General features: G+C 62.0%; 18 protein-coding genes and 1 tRNA gene. 10 read left to right on the top strand and 9 right to left on the bottom strand.

The features are described from left to right. Positions 1 to 561: 561 nt before the first annotated feature. Complete coding sequence (locus FHS89_RS09530; protein ID WP_184010998.1) at positions 562 to 1,047, top strand: DUF3592 domain-containing protein; 486 nt, start codon at positions 562 to 564, stop codon at positions 1,045 to 1,047. Positions 1,048 to 1,223: 176 nt separating this feature from the next. Here the strand turns inward: FHS89_RS09530 and FHS89_RS09535 are convergent. Continuing rightward, positions 1,224 to 1,309, bottom strand: a tRNA-Tyr gene (locus tag FHS89_RS09535). A 151-nt stretch (positions 1,310 to 1,460) separates the two neighbouring features. On the opposite strand from FHS89_RS09535, the gene rlmB reads away from it, so the two are divergent. The 6 genes from rlmB to FHS89_RS09565 all read left to right on the top strand — a co-directional run bounded on the left by rlmB (position 1,461) and on the right by FHS89_RS09565 (position 5,995). Next, on the top strand, positions 1,461 to 2,252 hold the full coding sequence (gene rlmB, locus FHS89_RS09540) for a 23S rRNA (guanosine(2251)-2'-O)-methyltransferase RlmB (protein ID WP_184010999.1): 792 nt from the start codon (positions 1,461 to 1,463) through the stop codon (positions 2,250 to 2,252). Positions 2,253 to 2,277: 25 nt separating this feature from the next. After that, positions 2,278 to 2,571, top strand: coding sequence for a hypothetical protein (locus tag FHS89_RS09545; RefSeq protein WP_184011001.1), 294 nt, complete (start codon positions 2,278 to 2,280; stop codon positions 2,569 to 2,571). A 111-nt stretch (positions 2,572 to 2,682) separates the two neighbouring features. After that, positions 2,683 to 3,156 carry a YHS domain-containing (seleno)protein gene (locus FHS89_RS09550; protein ID WP_184011003.1) on the top strand — a complete coding sequence of 158 codons (474 nt, stop codon included), beginning with the start codon at positions 2,683 to 2,685 and terminating at the stop codon, positions 3,154 to 3,156. 193 nt (positions 3,157 to 3,349) lie between these two features. Next, entirely contained in the window at positions 3,350 to 3,841 is a 492-nt protein-coding gene (locus tag FHS89_RS09555; RefSeq protein WP_184011004.1) for a CoA-binding protein, read from the top strand. 122 nt (positions 3,842 to 3,963) lie between these two features. Further along, positions 3,964 to 5,256 carry an O-acetylhomoserine aminocarboxypropyltransferase/cysteine synthase family protein gene (locus FHS89_RS09560; RefSeq protein WP_184011006.1) on the top strand — a complete coding sequence of 431 codons (1,293 nt, stop codon included), beginning with the start codon at positions 3,964 to 3,966 and terminating at the stop codon, positions 5,254 to 5,256. Between the two features lie 160 nt (positions 5,257 to 5,416). Continuing rightward, entirely contained in the window at positions 5,417 to 5,995 is a 579-nt protein-coding gene (locus FHS89_RS09565; protein WP_246413728.1) for a DUF2938 domain-containing protein, read from the top strand. A 103-nt stretch (positions 5,996 to 6,098) separates the two neighbouring features. Here FHS89_RS09565 and FHS89_RS09570 read toward each other — a convergent pair whose 3' ends face one another. Then, the gene (locus FHS89_RS09570) at positions 6,099 to 6,797 is read right to left on the bottom strand and encodes an SIMPL domain-containing protein (protein ID WP_184011008.1); all 699 of its coding nucleotides are present in this window, start codon (positions 6,795 to 6,797) and stop codon (positions 6,099 to 6,101) included. A gap of 181 nt (positions 6,798 to 6,978) precedes the next feature. Between FHS89_RS09570 and FHS89_RS09575 the strand changes: the two genes are divergently transcribed. After that, complete coding sequence (locus FHS89_RS09575; protein WP_184011010.1) at positions 6,979 to 7,650, top strand: hypothetical protein; 672 nt, start codon at positions 6,979 to 6,981, stop codon at positions 7,648 to 7,650. Here FHS89_RS09575 and FHS89_RS16440 read toward each other — a convergent pair. The 6 genes from FHS89_RS16440 to mgtE form a co-directional block, all read right to left on the bottom strand. Then, on the bottom strand, positions 7,647 to 9,254 hold the full coding sequence (locus FHS89_RS16440) for an NTP transferase domain-containing protein (RefSeq protein ID WP_184011012.1): 1,608 nt from the start codon (positions 9,252 to 9,254) through the stop codon (positions 7,647 to 7,649). The genes FHS89_RS09575 and FHS89_RS16440 overlap by 4 nt on opposite strands. Further along, positions 9,251 to 10,270, bottom strand: a complete 1,020-nt coding sequence (locus FHS89_RS09585) for an XdhC family protein (RefSeq protein ID WP_184011014.1) — start codon at positions 10,268 to 10,270, stop codon at positions 9,251 to 9,253. Before FHS89_RS09585 ends, FHS89_RS16440 begins: the two co-directional genes overlap by 4 nt. A 70-nt stretch (positions 10,271 to 10,340) precedes the next feature. Continuing rightward, positions 10,341 to 11,612, bottom strand: coding sequence for a vWA domain-containing protein (locus tag FHS89_RS09590; protein WP_184011016.1), 1,272 nt, complete (start codon positions 11,610 to 11,612; stop codon positions 10,341 to 10,343). 2 nt (positions 11,613 to 11,614) lie between these two features. Beyond that, a complete protein-coding gene (locus FHS89_RS09595) occupies positions 11,615 to 12,496 on the bottom strand; it encodes an AAA family ATPase (protein ID WP_184011018.1) in 882 nt (293 codons plus the stop codon). 47 nt (positions 12,497 to 12,543) lie between these two features. Then, positions 12,544 to 12,852, bottom strand: coding sequence for a hypothetical protein (locus FHS89_RS09600; protein ID WP_221229364.1), 309 nt, complete (start codon positions 12,850 to 12,852; stop codon positions 12,544 to 12,546). Positions 12,853 to 12,907: 55 nt separating this feature from the next. After that, on the bottom strand, positions 12,908 to 14,302 hold the full coding sequence (gene mgtE, locus FHS89_RS09605) for a magnesium transporter (RefSeq protein ID WP_184011020.1): 1,395 nt from the start codon (positions 14,300 to 14,302) through the stop codon (positions 12,908 to 12,910). Between the two features lie 142 nt (positions 14,303 to 14,444). On the opposite strand from mgtE, the gene FHS89_RS09610 reads away from it, so the two are divergent. Further along, positions 14,445 to 15,827 carry a tetratricopeptide repeat protein gene (locus FHS89_RS09610; RefSeq protein WP_184011022.1) on the top strand — a complete coding sequence of 461 codons (1,383 nt, stop codon included), beginning with the start codon at positions 14,445 to 14,447 and terminating at the stop codon, positions 15,825 to 15,827. After that, positions 15,820 to 16,227: a DUF6165 family protein gene (locus FHS89_RS09615; protein ID WP_184011024.1), complete on the top strand. Its 408-nt coding sequence runs from the start codon at positions 15,820 to 15,822 to the stop codon at positions 16,225 to 16,227. Before FHS89_RS09610 ends, FHS89_RS09615 begins: the two co-directional genes overlap by 8 nt. Here FHS89_RS09615 and FHS89_RS09620 read toward each other — a convergent pair. Continuing rightward, a complete protein-coding gene (locus FHS89_RS09620) occupies positions 16,191 to 17,258 on the bottom strand; it encodes a TauD/TfdA family dioxygenase (protein ID WP_221229365.1) in 1,068 nt (355 codons plus the stop codon). The two genes, FHS89_RS09615 and FHS89_RS09620, sit on opposite strands and share 37 nt — an antisense overlap. Positions 17,259 to 17,382: the final 124 nt, after the last annotated feature.

Here is a 17,382-nt window from a genome sequence, read left to right on the forward strand (position 1 = left end):
GACAAGAGGGGGTGTCCCATGGTCATCTACTGATCACAAATATGTCAACATTACAATTTATATCACTATAGATTGAATATATTTCAATTTTTTAAAAGAATTTTCAAAAAATGATTGGACTTTTTTAATTCTAATTTTTCCCCTTAATTCAATAGATGTGTGAATAGTGTAATCCAATTCGAATTTTCTAAACCGACCTCAACGTCACATTCAGAATCTTGATTATAGTCAAGAGGATTACCGGCAACTAATCAACAAGGCGACAACTTTTTCACTCCACACCTTAAAGTTGTATCCGCCCGACTCAACCAAATCAGCCGCAAATCACTCAGTGCGCGCGACACCCCGGAAGGTTTCGATTGAGCGACACACGGGCCAAAAAAGCGCCCCTTAAACTTGGTGGCAGACACAGAATTTGAACCAGTTTGGAGCTTCCCTGCCGGTGTCACAATCCTGCTTCGGCGGTTGATAAAAAATATGTGATCGACGCTGATATGCCGCTCTATCCGCTTGCAGTTTTTGCGAGATTTGCCGAATTGCTTTCTCGCAACGTGTTTCGTCTTGGTTTCATTTGCGTTAAATTTCGGCATGGAAATTTTCTGGACTGACCTCCTCGACGGAGAGCGCTACGCGGTATTGTCCGTATGTATCGCCTATGTTCTTCTAATGGGTGTGATCGCCGTCGTGAGATGCCTCGGTATACGCCGCTGGCCGCGCACAACGGGGACACTCACGGAAGATGGGTTTTCGAGCATAGGTAGCGGTAGCGACAGAATGCAAACCGCGCGCGTACGCTATGAATACATCGTCGACGGCATTCCCTATCGTGGGACGCGGCTCAGCCCCGTTTTGATTTATGCGTCAGGGAAAAGACTGGCGAAGTGGCAAAAGGGCGGGATCCAAAGACATGGGAATGACCGCATCACGGTGTTCTACAACCCTGCTCGGCCGCAAAAATCCTACCTGATCCTACCTCAATGGACGAGCATCATTGGCATATGCCTCCTCACGATCCTATTGGTCATGGTTTTCTGGCTTGCATTTTGATGGCGGCGCTTTCAGGGCAGTAGCGACGCTGGAGTGACTGCTTAACGTTACGCTAACCTGCGCCCCCCGCGCTGACGGGAGCGTGCTTTGCTGCTCGAGACGAACCAAATCTGTAAACCGGGCTATGGACAGCTTTTCCACCCAATTTCGCGAATTTTTTTCATAATGAAATCAAGTGGTGGGAGGGACAGGATTCGAACCTGTGTAGGGTTTCCCCGACGGAGTTACAGTCCGTTGCATTTGACCGCTCTGCCACCCTCCCATCCAGCGGCAGCGTGCTGCCCTGTCATCTTGGTGACGGAGGGGAGATACGGCGCGTGCCCTGCCCCGTCAACCGCAAAATGCGCTCCTGCGGCTTGCGCATGCTGCGGCTTCGTGCGACCCCGGTTTCAGACGAACCCCAAGGAAACGCCATGGCCGATCATCCCGCCCGTAAAAAACCCCAACATGTGATCGACGCGGAGCGTGCGCGCAAGGCAGGCTCGGATCGCGTTTGGCTGTTTGGCATCCACGCGGTGCGCGATGCGCTGCTTAATCCCGCACGCGTCAAGCATCGCCTCATGGTCACGAAAAACGGGGCCGATCGGTTGGGGGAGGCGATCAACAGCGCCGGGATCACGCCCGAGATTCACGATCCACGCAAATTCAATCCGCCCATTGATGCGCAATCGGTCCATCAGGGGGCTGCGCTGGAAGTAGATCCACTGGATTGGGGATCGGTGTCGGAAGCCTGCGCGCCGGGACAGGCGGCTCCGGTTGTGCTGCTGCTGGATCGCGTGACCGATCCGCATAATGTGGGGGCGATCCTGCGCTCTGCCGAGGTATTCGGCGCGCGGGCGGTCATTGCCCCTCGCCGCAATGGTGCTCCGGAGACCGGCGCCTTGGCGAAAACGGCATCGGGCGCATTGGAGCGGCAACCCTATCTGCGCGTGCCCAACCTTGCCCGCGCCATGCTCTCTCTCAAGGAGATGGGGTATTTCATCATCGGGCTGGATGGAGAGGCGGATCAGGATCTCGGCCCGGTGTTGGCCTCGCACACGCACCATCCCGTTGCCTTCGCACTCGGGGCCGAGGGGCCGGGCTTGCGGCAACTGACCAAGGACACATGCCATATGCTCGCCCGTATTCCGGCGGCAGGCAGTTTCGGATCGCTCAACGTCTCGAATGCGGCGGCTGTCTCGCTATACGCCGCAACCTTGCGCTGAGCGGGACGAGACCCATATCTGACCCATGGATCGCATCACAAAAATCGCCACTTGCTGTTATTGCGGCACCCGTTCGACCCTGATCCTTGATCGGGAGCGGCACGAATTGGCCTGCCCGTCCTGTGCCGCGCCGCTGCATAACCTCAAACAGGTGAAGGTGGATCGCAACCCTGCCAAGCCCGCGCCGAAGCCCTCTAAGCCGAAATATGAGGCAAAGCCGGAGAAGCGGGCGAAATACGACAAGCCGAAAAAGAAACAAAAGAAACGCAAGCCCCTTTGGTACAAGGCGCTGGAAGAGGTCATCGACCTGATCGATTGACCCGATTTTGAAACAATTGCACACGTCCCGTCACGTCGCCGTGTGAGGGGTTTGCAGCCGCCCTCGTCAGGCCCATTCTTTTGTCAACGCAACACGAATGGAGCCTGTCTGATGAGCGTGTCCCTCTCTCGCCGCCAAATCCTGCTTGGGGCGGCTGCCCTGTCTGTCCTGCCAAATGTGGCACTGGCCAAGGATGCCATTTTCACGGCCCGACGGGGGCGGCTGCCGGTCGGGGATCATTTTGCGATCCGGGGCTATGATCCAGTGGCCTATTTCGACGGGGCCGCAATGGCCGGGGATGATGCGATCACGGCGGAGTGGAATGGCGTGCTCTGGTCCTTCAGCAGTGAGGCGAATCGCGCCCGCTTCATCGCCGAACCCGAAGCATTCGCCCCGCAATATGGCGGCTATTGCGCATGGGCCGTGGCGCAGGGCTATACCGCACCGATTGATCCCGAAGCGTGGAGGGTCGTCGATAACCGCCTGTATCTGAACGCCAATCGCAGTGTTCAACAGCGTTGGGAAGCCGATATTCCGGGGTTTATTGCCCGCGCGAATGAAAATTGGCCGGGCGTTTTGAATTGATTGGTCACAACTTGTTCATAATCTTGCGCGACGCTATCGCAGATCAAACATGCTGTGCTATGTTTGTCTTGAGAGGGTGAGCTGGACGACTGACCCTCTGCCACAACTGTCCCTCGTTCCGACCTTGCGCCCGAAGCACCGCTTCGGGCGTTTTTTTATGGCTGGCGCCTTTTTGTCGCGCTAGGGTCCGCCCATGGATGAGAGCTATACCGACGATCATTTGCGCAAGATTCTGCGCCGCACCAAAACGGTCGCCTGCGTGGGCGTGAGCCTCAATGAGGTGCGGCCCTCCTATTTCGTGGCACGCTATCTCAAGCTGAAACAGTTTCGCGTGATCGGTGTGAACCCGGGCTATGCGGGGCAAACCGGGTTCGGGGATCAGATTGTCGCCAGCTTGGGCGAGATACCCGCAGCGGTTGGCCCCGTGCATATGGTCGATATATTCCGCCGGTCAGAACAAGCTGGCGCGGTCGTGGATGAGGCGCTTGATGCGCTGCTTGATCGGGGCCTGCAAACCATATGGATGCAAATCGGCGTGACGGACCCGGACGCAGCGGCGCGCGCGCGGGAAAAAGGTGTCGATGTCATCATGAATCGCTGCCCCAAGATCGAATATCAGCGTCTGTTCGGGGAATTGCGCTGGGGCGGGATTGCCACCGGGATTATCTCTTCAAAGCTGAAATAGGCGCTTTTCTCACAAAAAGTGCAAAAAACAGGGTGCATTCCGAAAACTCGCATCCTATTGTCCGGCGCAAGCTGTGGTTGCAGCCGATCTACAATAATATGTTGTAATTTGTGAGAGAAACCATGTCCGACACCCCCACCTACGGCTTTGACACGCTGCAAATCCATGCGGGCTCCGCGCCCGATCCGGCGACCGGCGCGCGTCAGACCCCGATCTATCAGAACACCGGCTATGTGTTCCGCGATGCCGATCATGCAGCGGCCCTCTTTAACCTTCAGGAAGTGGGCTTCATCTATTCCCGCCTGACGAACCCGACCGTTGCAGTGCTGCAAGAGCGGCTCGCAACACTTGAGGGTGGCGTGGGGGCTGTGGCGACGTCCTCCGGGCACGCGGCGCAGATCATGGCACTGTTCCCGCTGATGCGCCCGGGCGACAATGTGGTCGTCTCCAACAAGCTCTATGGCGGCACCGTCACCCAGTTCAGCCAGACGATCAAACGGTTCGGCTGGGAAGCGAAATTCGTCGATATCGACGATCGGGGTGCCGTGTCCCGCGCCTGCACAAAAAAGACGAAGGCGATCTTCTGCGAGAGCATCGCAAACCCCGGCGGCCATGTGGCCGACCTAGAGTCCATCGCGAAAATCGCGGATCGCAAGGGCATCCCCCTGATCGTGGATAACACCACCGCAACGCCCTACCTGTGCAACCCGATTGCTCATGGCGCGACGCTCGTGGTGCATTCAACCACGAAATACATCTCCGGCAATGGTACGGCGATGGGCGGCGTTGTGATCGACAGCGGCAAGTTCGACTGGTCCGCCAGCGACAAATTCCCGTCCCTGTCCGAGCCTGAGCCGGCCTATCACGGTCTCAAGTTCCATGAGACTTTCGGGCATCTCGCGTTCACCTTCCACGGAATCGCCATCGGCCTGCGGGATCTGGGCATGTGCCAAAGCCCGCAAAATGCGTTCCTGACCCTTTTGGGCTGTGAAACCCTGTCCCTGCGGATGGAGCGGCACGTCGCCAACGCCAAGAAGATCGCTGAATGGCTGGAAAATGACGACCGGATCGAGCATGTGACCTATGCAGGCCTCAAATCCTCCCCCCATGCGCGGCGCGTGAAGAAGCTCTACAAAAAGGGTGCGGGCGCGTTGTTCACCTTCGCAGTCAAGGGCGGCTATGACGCCTGCGTCAAACTGGTGGATAGTGTGGAATTGTTCAGCCATGTCGCAAACCTTGGCGATACGCGCAGCCTGATCATCCACTCCGCTTCCACCACCCACCGCCAGTTGACGCCCGAGCAGCAGGAGGCCGCTGGTGCCGCCGCGAATGTGGTGCGTGTGTCCATCGGGCTGGAGGACGCGGACGACCTGATCCGCGATCTCGATCAGGCGCTGAGCAAGGCTGTCGGCTGATCAATCACCGCTGATCTGACCCCACACAGGACGCTCCCGAAGGCACCTTCGGGAGCGTTCTTTCGTTTGGACCACCACTTCGCCAAAGCGCCTACATGGGTAGCTGCGCTGCCCCGTCGGACACACAGGCTGTGTGCCTACGCATAGTAATTATTAGAATTTGGACGCTGGAGGGATGAGCAGCAGACGGCTACACGTCGCTTGTCAAATTCGCGGGGATATTCGCACATCAAAAAACGGAGAAAGCCCGTTGGACAGCCTCCTTGTAGACGCCATCGTGATCGGCTGCGGAGCAACGCTGGTCATGGACCTCGTAGCGGTTCTTCTCAACCGGATTTTCGGCCTTCGGTCACTCGATTACGGGCTGGTTGGCCGATGGGGGTATTCCCTGCTTGAAGGAAAATTTTTCCATCATCCGATATTTGCAACGCCACCTGTCCGGCATGAAATGCTTATCGGATGGGCGCTGCACTACCTGATCGGCATCGCATTCGCATTCCTGTTTCTCGCGGCGATGGGCACGGGCTGGCGTGTGTCGCCAAGCCTTTTTCCGGCGCTGGTGTTCGGCGCTTTCACAGTTGCCGCACCGTTTTTCATCCTTCAACCCGCTTTTGGGGCGGGAGTTGCGGCAAGTCAGGCACCCAAACCCGGTCTCGCGCGCGCAAAGAGCCTGCTGGCGCATTTAAGCTTCGGGTTCGGTATCTGGGTATCAGCGGCGCTTTGGTCCCTGCACGTTTGACGGATACGATCCGCGCGTGACGCGGGGCGTTGCACGGGTCCACGCACTGCATTCACGGCAGGACCACATACTCGGCTCAACGCGGTAGGTATCGCCCCAGTCCTTAATCCTCCAGCGCGAACCGCATGTTGACCGTGACGGAGATGTCTAACTCGCCCGCCGCAACCGGCATGGCCGCATCCGAGCGCAGCATCGCCATTTCCGCCATCGGGCGCGGGCCGCCAGTGAAATGCTCGGACAGGTCCATCAGATCGCCAAGGGTCACGCCCGTCGCCTCGGCATAGAGGTTGGCCTTGGCCATGGCCGCTGCGGCAGCACGGCGGCGCGCCTCGTCCTCCGCCGCACTGCGATCCGCGAGGTCAAACCGCAACCCGTTAAACCGATTGGCCCCGGCATCTGCCAGCGCATCAATGACCCGCCCGGTCGCGTCGATATCCGTCACCCGGATCGTCAGCATGTTGCGCGCGGCATAGCCGGTGATCTGGCGCGTGCGGCCCTCAACCGGTGTGTTCCAGATGGGAGACAGGCTCAACCCGCTGGTCTGCCGATCCGCCCCGGTGATGCCTGCCGCGTCCAGTGCCTCAAACAGCGTGACCATCTGAGCGCGCAACTCCTGCATCGCTTCGGTGGCGGAGCGTTTCTGCGCCTCAACCCCAAGAGACAGGATCGCAAGATCAGGCGCCACGCTCACGCTTCCCGTCGCGCTGACATGCATGGAACGCTGTGGTGCCTCGTCTGCCCGGACCGCACCGCCAAGCAGGACCGCAAGGATGATTGTCGCCGAAATGATGGAGCGTCGCATATGGGCTTCCCTTTCTCTGTCCAAATCGGGGCGCGGCCCCTTTTCACCCGCCGCCCAAGCGGTTAACTCTTGAGGCAACTACAAGCGGCCCGTGTGGTTTCACCCCAGTTTGGGGCAGAGCACAGAGGCAAGGCAACCGGCAGCCATACTTGGCGTATAAAGCCGGACAGGAGGATGCGGAATGCATCAGGCAGGGTTTTTCCGGGGATGTGCGGCGCTTCTGGCCATTTGGCTGGGTGTGGGCGCGGCCCATGCGCTGACCTCCGCCGATGCGCACTCCTTTCATGCCGATCTCATTACAGTGCAGGCAGAGACATCGCCTGTCCCCCGCCCCCGCCCTGTCACGGAGGCCCCTGCCCCCGCGCCAGTGGAGAGTGCCGCGGAGCCGACGGTCGCCGAAGGCCCCGGTGCCGGGGCGCTGACCTCCCCCCAGCCGCGCCCACGCCCGGCCGCGATCGTGCCAGTCACCGCCACTCCGGCGTCCAACGCGCCACGGCCCCGGCCCGCCACCCTTGAAGCCGAGGCGCAGCGCCTGTTAGAAGCACAACAAGCCGCCACAGTGGCGGCCGCGGCGGCGGCACGGGTCCGCGAACAGGCCGAAGCCCCCCATGCCGCGCCGGTAAACAGCGCGCGTTCCACCCTCAGAGAGAGGCTCGATATGTCCGATATGGCGTTGATTGGTGTGTTTGGTTTGGAAGAAAACCGCCGCGCGCTGTTGCGACTCGCCACCGGCGATTTCGTTCGCGTGGCGCAAGGCGGCGTGGTGGATGGCTGGCGCGTGATCGCGATTGGCGACGATTCGATCCGGCTTTTGCGCGGGGGCGAGACGAAAGTGCTCAATATTCCGGGCTAGGATTTGGCCGCGCGCCACGCAGCCCAGTCTTCTGGCGTATCAAGGTCGGTGATCGCCGCTTGCCCGGCCAAGGGCACATCCACGATATAGTCCTGCGCGTCCCGCAGCACGTCGCGTGCGCCACGATCACCCGTGAGGCGACTCAAAGCTTCAAAGAACCTGCGCCCGAACAGAACCGGGTGCCCCGGTCGCCCGTCCTGCGTCGTGGCACGGATGATGTCGCGTCCTTCGACCGGATCAAAGGCCGCGATCAGCCGCGCCATCGCAGCGCCCGTGACCTCCGGCATATCGGCGAGGATCAGCAGGATCGCATCGGTATCGCGCGGGATCGCGGCAAGGCCCGCGCGGATCGACGCGGCCATCCCTTCCTCCGCATCAGCCACGGGCAGACCCTGCGCGCCCGCTTTGGCGGTGATATCGGCACGGGGTCCGGGTGCTGCTGGCAGCATCACGCGCAGCGCATCCGCGCCGCTTGCCCGCGCCTGTGTGATCATTCGGGCCAAAAGCGGCTCCCCTGCGACCTCCTCCAGCAGTTTGTCGCGGCCCGGCCCCATGCGAGAGGACGCGCCCGCCGCAAGGATCAGCGCGGTGACATGTGGGCGACCGCTCGGCACAGGCGCGCCACGGGCCTGAGGCCGGGTCGGAATTTCCTTCAGCAGTCCCCCAACGCCCATCGCCGCAATATCGGCATCCGTCACGTCCAGCCCGCAGGCGATCCGTTCCAGCACCCAATCGGCCCCATTCAGCGCCGGAGAACGCGCACAGCCCGGCAGGCCAATCACCGGGCGCGCGCCGACATGGCCTAAAAACAGAAGATTGCCCGGATCGACCGGCATACCAAACCGCGTGAGCCGTCCGCCCGCTTGCCGCAGAGCCTCCGGCCCGGTGTCATGGGCATCCGAGGTCGCAGAGGCCGTGAGGATCAGCACCATATCCGCCGTCGCCGCATGGATTGCCTGCGCCAAAGCCACTACCTCATGCGGCACACGGACCACGCTCACGTCATGAATGCCCAGCCCGCGCAACCGGGCGCGCACGGCATCCTCCCCCTTGTCGATCAGCGCCGGTTTCAGGCCCGGCAGCACCGTCAGGATCAGGCACACACTGCGCCGCGCCACGGGATGCAGCCACAGCGGAGAGGTGCCGAGGGTCGCGAGCGCCGCCGCGACCCGCCCCTCAGGAACGGCATAGGGAATGATCTTGACCGTCGCCAAGAGTTGCCTTGGACTGACCCGCGCCATATCGGGCACCGTGGCAAGCGTGATGTCGGGGGAGATGGCATTCAGCGCATTCACGGCCCTCGCATCTACCGTCAGCACGCCCGGCACGTCCGCATGAAGGTTGACCCGGCCCGTGAAAGGCGCGGTGATCGTCAGATGCGGGGCAGCAAGGGCGGCCCCGATCCGGGCGGCGGCTGCGTCCTCCCCCATATCCTCAGGGTCAAGCCGCGCAACCGTGACCTCCCCGATGCCCGCCGCGATGAGGGACGTGCAATCCGCCGCTGTCAGCACCCGGCCCTTGCGGAGCCGTCCCTGTGGCAGGGCGACCGAATGCGCAAGGATCGCGCCCGCCGCATCCTCGACCGGGACCGGGCCAAACTTCATGGGCGGCTGTCGGGCCGGCGCAGACGCTCGGTGACTTGCGCGAGGATGGACACGGCAATCTCTGCTGGGGATTTCGCGCCGATATCTGCCCCCACGGGGGCATGGATGCGGGCAATCTCCGCCTCCGAAAAGCCAGCCTCCTGCAACCGGGCGACGCGCTTTGCATGGGTGCGCTTGGAGCCAAGACAGCCAAGGTAGAACACCTCTGACCGCAGGGCAGCCATGATCGCGGGATCATCCAGTTTCGGGTCATGGGTCAGCGTGACCACCGCGACACGCGGATCAAGGCCATGGGCCTCAAGGGCTGCATCGGGCCATTCCTCCAGCATGGTTTGGCCCGGAAACCGCGCCTCCGAACCGAAGGCCCCGCGCGGATCGACCACCGTGACGTCATATCCTGCCAGCCCCGCCATAGGTGCAAGCGCCTGCGCGATATGCACCGCACCCACGATCACCATCCGCAGGGGCGGATTGTGGGGGGTGATGAACCATGGCTCGCCCTCAACCTCATCCACGCCTGCCTTATCCGCCAGCATCCGCGCGCGCACCGCGTCCCCCAGCGGGGTTCCGGCGGCGGCATCCATCAACAGGCGATGCCAATCGGCAAGATCCACGACATAGGCCACGGGCCGCCGCGCGCGCCGCGCCTCGACAAGCTGTTCCAAGAGCGGCAGGTCGATCCCATGCGCCCCACCGAGCGGCTCCACCAGCACGCGGATCGTGCCGCCACAGGCGAGACCCACGGCAAATGCGTCATCATCGCTCACGCCATAGGTCAACAGGCGCGGCGTCCCGTCCTCAAGGGCGGCGAGGGCTTCTTCGACCACCGCCCCCTCAACACAGCCGCCCGACACGCTGCCCATCATCTGCGCATCCCCGCTGATCACGAGTTGCGCGCCCACTGGACGCGGCGCGGAACCCCATGTCTCCACCACGGTGGCCAGCGCCACGGCGCGGCCTTCCCGTGCCCAGGCAAGAGCGATCTCAGGGATGTCGTTGATGTTATCGTTGGTCATTTTGCGCAAGCTGTCATCAGGGGTTTGAAACAACTATAAGCCTTTCCTGCGCTTCGGGAATGCCCAAAATTCAGGCAGAGGTATCCGCGCGCAGCATTTGCATCAGCCGCGCCTTGTCCCCCTGATCGTCGGGCCGGGTCAGCGCATCTGCCAGATCGGTCAGGCTGTCGATATTATGGCCCGCGCGGAAACTGTCCACATGGGGGAGGAGCGCACGGATACCGCGCGCCTTGGGCGCAAAGCCGTCCCAGCGCAGAAGCGGGTTCATCCAGATCAGCTTGCGCGAGGACAGGCGCAGCCGTTCGGCGGCGCGCTCCAACGTTGCGGGATCTTCCCGGTCCAGCCCATCGGTGATCAGCAAAACCACGGCCCCCTGCCCCATCACCCGGCGCGACCAATCGCGGTTGAACGCCTCCAATGACGCCCCGATCCGGGTGCCGCCTTCCCAATCCTGCGCCTCCCGACCGCAGGCCGCAAGTGCCGCATCCACATCCCGCCGGTCGAGATGCCGGCTCACATTCGTGAGCCGCGTGCCAAAGGTAAACGCGTGTACCTTGGCCCATCCGGCCCCCTTGGCATTCGCAGCGGCATGCAGGAAATGCAGCAGCATCCGGCTATAGCCCGACATGGAGCCGGATATGTCACATAGGGCCACCAGCGCGGGCCAGCGGATGCGTTTTTGCCGGGTGGCAATCGTCGTGATCTCCCCTCCGGTCCGCATCGCCCCGCGCATCGTGCCGCGCCAATCGGCGATGGGGCCGCGTGGAGCCGCCATGGTGCGGCGTGACGCCAGCGGACGCACTGGCAATTCGATCTCCGCGATGATCCGCTTCGCCTCCGTCAATTCAGCGAGCGTCATCTGCTCGAAATCCATCTTTTGCAGCTTTTCGGCGGCGGAGAAGGTGAGTGTCGCGTCAATCTCAACCAACTCCTCCTCGGCGGCCTCCTCCTGCTCCGGCAATTCGGGCTGTTCTGCTTCCTGCAACAGGGCCTCCGCCGCGCGCTTTTCCGCAGCCTTTGGATCGGGGGCCTCATTGACCCCTTTGATCGCGGGGGTCAGCAGGGACATCATATGTTCAAGGAATTGCGGATCGCGCCAATAGAGCCGGAACACCTGCCCGAACACCGCGCGATGCTCGGGCCGCCGCACGAAACAGGCGTGCAGCGTCCAGAAAAAATCCTCCCGCGCGCTGAAGCCCGCGGCCTCCACCGCGCGGATCGCATCAAGCACTTGGCCCGGCCCGATGGGCAGCCCGGCGCGCCGCAACGCGCGGGCGAAATGGGTAATGTTGTCGGGCAGCTTGCCGTCCACATTCACTGGAAGTTCGGGATAAGTGGCCAACGCTACGCCAACCCGGCCCGCGCCTCATCCAGCAGGCGCTTGGCCTCCGATCCCTGCAATTTCTGGATGTCGTCCTGATATTTCAGGATCGCGCCCAGCGTATCGGAAATCACCTGCGGGCTGAGTTCCAGATGGTCGAGCGCCACGAGGCATTTTGCCCAGTCGATCGTCTCCGCCACACCGGGTTTCTTGAACAGATCCTCCCCGCGCAGCGCCTGGACAAAGGCGACGACTTCGCGGCTCAACGCCTCTGCCGCTTCGGGGGCGCGGGCGGTCACAATCTCCATTTCCCGCTCGAAATCGGGGTAATCGACCCAATGATAGAGGCACCTGCGTTTCAGCGCGTCATGCACTTCGCGCGTGCGGTTGGAGGTGAGGATCACGATGGGCGGCTCTGGTGCCCTTACGGTGCCAAGCTCCGGGATCGTCACCTGAAAATCACTCAACGCTTCCAAAAGGAACGCCTCGAACGGCTCATCGGTGCGATCAAGCTCATCAATCAAAAGGACCGGCGCGCCGCCCTCCTGTGGGCGCATTGCCTCCAACAGCGGACGGGCGATCAGGTATTTGTCGGAAAAGAGGTCATCGCTTTTCGCGTCCTCAGCCCGAATGGCCAGCATCTGCGCCGCGAAATTCCATTCATAGACGGCAGAGGCCGCATCAAGCCCCTCATAGCATTGCAACCGGATCAACCGGCGGCCCAGCGCGCTTGCAATCGCCTTGGCGATTTCGGTCTTGCCGACACCAGCCTCCCCTTCCAAAAACAGCGGTCGGCCCAGTTTCAGGGACAAAAACACCACCGTGGACAGCGCGCGGGAGGACACATAGCCCGCCCCGGTGAGCAGGGTTTCGGTCTCGTCAATGCTTGCGGGAATTCGCGTCATGGGTGCCTCCTCGATCCGCCCTAATGGAAGCGTTCGGGCGGCAAGGGTCAAGGGCGGTTCTTCAACCGCTCCAGATGCTGTGCGCGTTCGGCGGCACCGAACGGTTGCCCGGTCAGGTGAGCGGCCTTCTCGAAAAAGCCGCGCGCGGGCTGCCCGGTTGCCTTGCTCACGATGACGGATGCCAGAAAGGGCCGCCCGGCACGGTGATCTTCCTCCATCAACGCCTCAAGGAGGGCCGCGACCCGCCGAATGCGCCCCGGCCCGGTAATCCCCTGCGCCTGTGCAAGCTGGTCATAGGTCAGAACGGCACCGATCCGCGCCACCATCTGCAAATCCGTGCGCAAGCTCTGCCTCATGGGCGCAGCCTCAAACCCATTTCACTTTCTTCAAATATCCATGCCGCGCAGCGGCCTATAACAGCAGCCATCCAGCGAGCCCAAGGAAACTGAAGAAACCAACCACATCCGTCACGGTCGTCACGAATGCCCCGGAGGCGAGCGCCGGATCGGCCCCAGCTTTTTCCAGCCCGATGGGGATCAGGATCCCGGCCAGACCCGCGACCACCATATTGATGACCATCGAAATGCCCAGCACCACACCCAGCATCGGAGAGCCGAACCAGATCACCCCGACCACCCCGATGATCACCGCAAACGCGAGACCATTGAGCAGACCCGCCAGCACTTCGCGCCGCACAACGCGATATGCGTTTGAGCCGGTCAAATCGCGGGTGGCCAAGGCGCGCACCGCTACGGTCAGCGATTGGGTGCCCGCATTCCCGCCCATGCTCGCCACGATCGGCATCAGCACGGCGAGTGCGACAATGGCCGCGATCGTGTCCTCAAAGAAGGAGATGACGATAGAGGCGAACACGGCGGTAATCAGGTTCACCCCAAGCCACGGAAACCGCTGGCGCGTGGTTTCCCACACGCTGTCGGTGATCTCTTCCTCCGCGCCGAGGCCCGCGAGGCGCATCATGTCCTCCTCCGCCTCGTCCTCCAGCACATCCATTGCGTCGTCGATGGTGATGACCCCGACAAGGCGGCCATTTTCATCCACAACGGGCGCTTGGATCATGTGATACTGGTTGAACGCATAGGCCACATCGGCGCTGGTCTGATCGACGGGGATGGTGCGCAACCCTTCTTCCATCATATCGGCCAGCTTTACCCAACGGGGCGTTGCCATGATCTTACCCAGACGCACTTCGCCCACCGGTTTGTGGCGCGGGTCGATGATGACGATGTCGTAGAACTGATCGGGCAGATCGTCGGAGGCGCGCATGAAATCAATCGCGTCACCCACCGTCCAATGTTGCGGAGCCGTCACCACATGGCGCTGCATCAGGCGCCCGGCGCTGTCCTCAGGATATTGCAGCGACTGTTCCACCGCGACGCGGTCGGCCTCGTCAAGCGCATCGAGAACGGCCTCCTGCGCCTCTTCCTCCATATCCTCGACAAGGTAGACGAGATCATCCGTATCCCGTTCCTGCACCGCGACGGCAATCTGTTCAGGCGACAGGATTTCCATCACCTCGTCGCGCACGCCCTCCTCAAGTTCAAAGAGGAAATCCGCGTCGATCTGCGGCCCCCACAGCGTCAACAGGTTGCGCCGTTCCACTGGGCCGATCTGTTCGATGAAATCCGCGATGTCTGCTGGGTGGACTGGCTCCAGCGTCTCAATAAGCCGCTCACGCGCGCCCTCCGCCACGGCATTGAGCAATGCCTCAACCACCGCCGCGTCGAGGGCATATGCGTCCTGATCCTGGGTGGGCTGCGAATCGAAATTGGGAGGTGTGTCGCTCATGGTGCTCTCCTCAGCATCAGCCGCTCTTCTCATACGCCACCGCGCATGCCGTTCCTAGCCCGCGCCTGACTTGTTCACGCCGTTTTTTCTGCGTATCCCGGAAGCTAACGCCCCGATCCGCAAAGAGGTTCAGTTTTCCGCTGTGTCAGATGCCCGCCGCCAACTCCGCCGGATCGAAACCGCGCTGCGTCTGCATGATCGGGGGAAGGTGAATTGGGCCTATGCGCATTACCTCAAAATCCTTGAGCGCGATCCGTTTGTCCTGCAAATCCTCTGCAACACGGCCGGGATCGAGATTGAGCGCGGCGCATATGCCAAGGCAGAGGCGCGCTACAGGCTGGCGCTGGAGTACTACCCCGAAAGCCCCGTGGCCGTGTCGGGCCTGTGTCTGTGCCTGCATCACCGCCATGCGCCGCAGGAGGCCCGCGCGGTCAGTGCCGCACTTTTGGAGCGCGCGCCCGACGATCCGCAAGCCTATTACACCCATGCCATGACCCTGTCGCGCGACGGCGACACGCAAACCGCCCTGAGGGTCGTGGATGAGGGCCTGCGCCATTGCGCCCCGCATCAAAAGCGCAACAAACCGCGCACCGATCTGCTCAAGGCGCGCGGCCTCTTGCGGATCGCGGAAGGCGACTATGCGGGCGGGTTCCGAGACCGGGCCTATTTCGCGCTGTTTGGCCATGCGGAGGCCACGGCCACCTATCCACTCGATCTGGCTGCGTTTCAGGGCAAAACGGTGCTGATTCACCCCGAGGAGGGCAATGGCGACGGCGTGGCGCTCGGGCGGTTCATCCAGCCCTTTGCGGAAAGTGGCGCGCGCCTCTCAGTAGCCTGCCGCCCCGCGATGCGGCGCATGATGGAGAGCCTCTCCGACATCGCGGATCTGGTGCCGGAGCCGAAAACCTATGATGGTTATGATCATGTGCTGCCACCTATCGCCTTGCCGCATATCCTCGGCACCAAGCCGGGCACTTTGCCCGCCCCGATGACCCTCGCCATTCCTGCGGACAGTCTGGCGCGCGGAGCCGCCTTTGCAGCACCTTACGCGGACCGGCTCAAGGTCGGCTTTTGCTGGTCCGGCTCCACCGGATATGCGGATAACGCGCACCGCTCCGCCAGACTTGATCCCTTCCTCAAGCTGGCACAGACAGCGGGCACGCAATTCTTCTCGCTCTATAAGGGGCCATTGCTGACGGACCTGTTCAGCCATGCCCAGCGGGACCGCGTCATCGACACATCCAGCGATGACCGGGACTACGCGGATGCCGCGGGCACCATTGCCGCCATGGACCTCGTGATCACGACCGATACCTGCGTGGCGCATATCGCGGGCAGTCTGGGGACGGAGACATGGCTCTTGCTGCACCGCGCGCCCTATTACTACTATCCTCGCCATCAGGAGGACCGCACGATCTGGTATCCGTCGATGCGCCTGTTCCGGCAGGATAAGGCGGGAGACTGGGATACGGTGTTTGCCGCAGTGCAAGCGGCCCTGACAGAACGGAGTGCCAAGCATGGTTGAGGTCACTGCCCCCTGCGCTGCCAGCGACCTCCTGGATCGGCTGTCCATCCTTGATCTGAAACGTACCCGGCTCCGCTCCGATCAGGATCGCGCGCTTGCGGGCAGCGCCTATCAGCGGCTCGCCTTGGCGCGCGACGCACAGTTGCCGGACCTGTCCGCCGCCGCCGAAGCCATCGACGCTCTGCATCAGTCAAACGGCTTGCTTTGGGATCTGGAGGAGGAAATGCGCCGCGCCCATTCAGGGGGCACCGATGCGCAAATCGCCGCCCTTTCCCGCCGGATCGTCGCCGGCAATGCCCAGCGCGCAAGGGCCAAGCGCAGGATCGACACGATCCTTGGCTCCGCCCTCGTGGAGGTGAAGGATTACACCACCGGCGCAGGTGGATCGAGCGGGGCGTGAAGCCGCGTCTTTGCCGTGATGATCCCGCCCCGCTGCCCGACCTCAAGCGATCCGTAACGCTGCGCGAACACGGGCGGCAGGGGGCGGTCCCCGGGGATGGACAGCCAGAGCCGCAATAAATGGCGCCGCTGGGCCAGATCAGGCCAATCGGTAAAAGCCGTGCGGTCATGCAGATGCGCGTGGTTATACACGAATTGCATATCGCCCGGCTGCAAGTGCATCCCGAAATGCATCTGCGGATCATTCGCCAGCGCGTCAAACATATCGAGTGCTGCCACATGATCCGGTGTCAGGCGCGGCGCGTCGGCGAACCGCTGCGCGCTGTCGATATATTGCCGCTGGTAGAACACTGTCAGATGCCCCTCATACCATGACAGCGGCGGGATGGTCATGAAGGGATCGGCTCCCTCCGGCACTTCGCCGCGCCGGTCGGTCGCAATCGGATCAAACAGGCGCGCTAGCAGATCGGGCCGCTCTGCCCGCATCTGGTTGTAGATCGCCTCGACACTGACCAAAAGCGACCGACCACCCTCCTTCGCATCGCGCAGGCACAACAGCCCGACCACATCGGCGCTGTCCGTGTGAAAGCTTTGCCGTTCTGCTGTCTGGTAAATCCGGGTGTTGGGATTGGTCGAACTCGCCCCCAGATCGCGCACATGGCCGAGGATATGTCCATCCGCGTTCTGCGATCGGGCAGAGCCAAGATGCGCCCCGATCCCGCAAAAAATCGCGGCAGCGGTCGCCTGATCATAGCGCGCGATGGGCAGCCCCCGCAGCACCTGCACCCCGACCCCGTGCAGCAGAGTTTGGCGCATGTCCCGGATCCGCGCGCCCAAACGTGGCAAATCGAACGCGTCTGCCGTGATCTCCCCGATATCGGCTCCGGTGGCGAGGAAGGCTTCCGCAGCCTGCTCCAATTCAGCGACCTCACTGGCACGCCATTCCGTGAGCCATCTTTCGGGATGATCCACCATCTCTGGTCCGGTCCATGCGGATGGGCCGTCAAATCGGTCTGGCATATCGTCGATCATCCCTCGTCTCCCCTTTTTGCGCGATTTTTTGGTCTGCGCGCGTCTCTCCAATTCTTGTTTCCATAAATACCTCCCGCCGGAGGCATGCAACGCTTCCCCAAACACAACATCGGATGTATAGCCA

Source organism: Rubricella aquisinus, from assembly GCF_014199445.1.
Taxonomy (GTDB): domain Bacteria; phylum Pseudomonadota; class Alphaproteobacteria; order Rhodobacterales; family Rhodobacteraceae; genus Rubricella; species Rubricella aquisinus.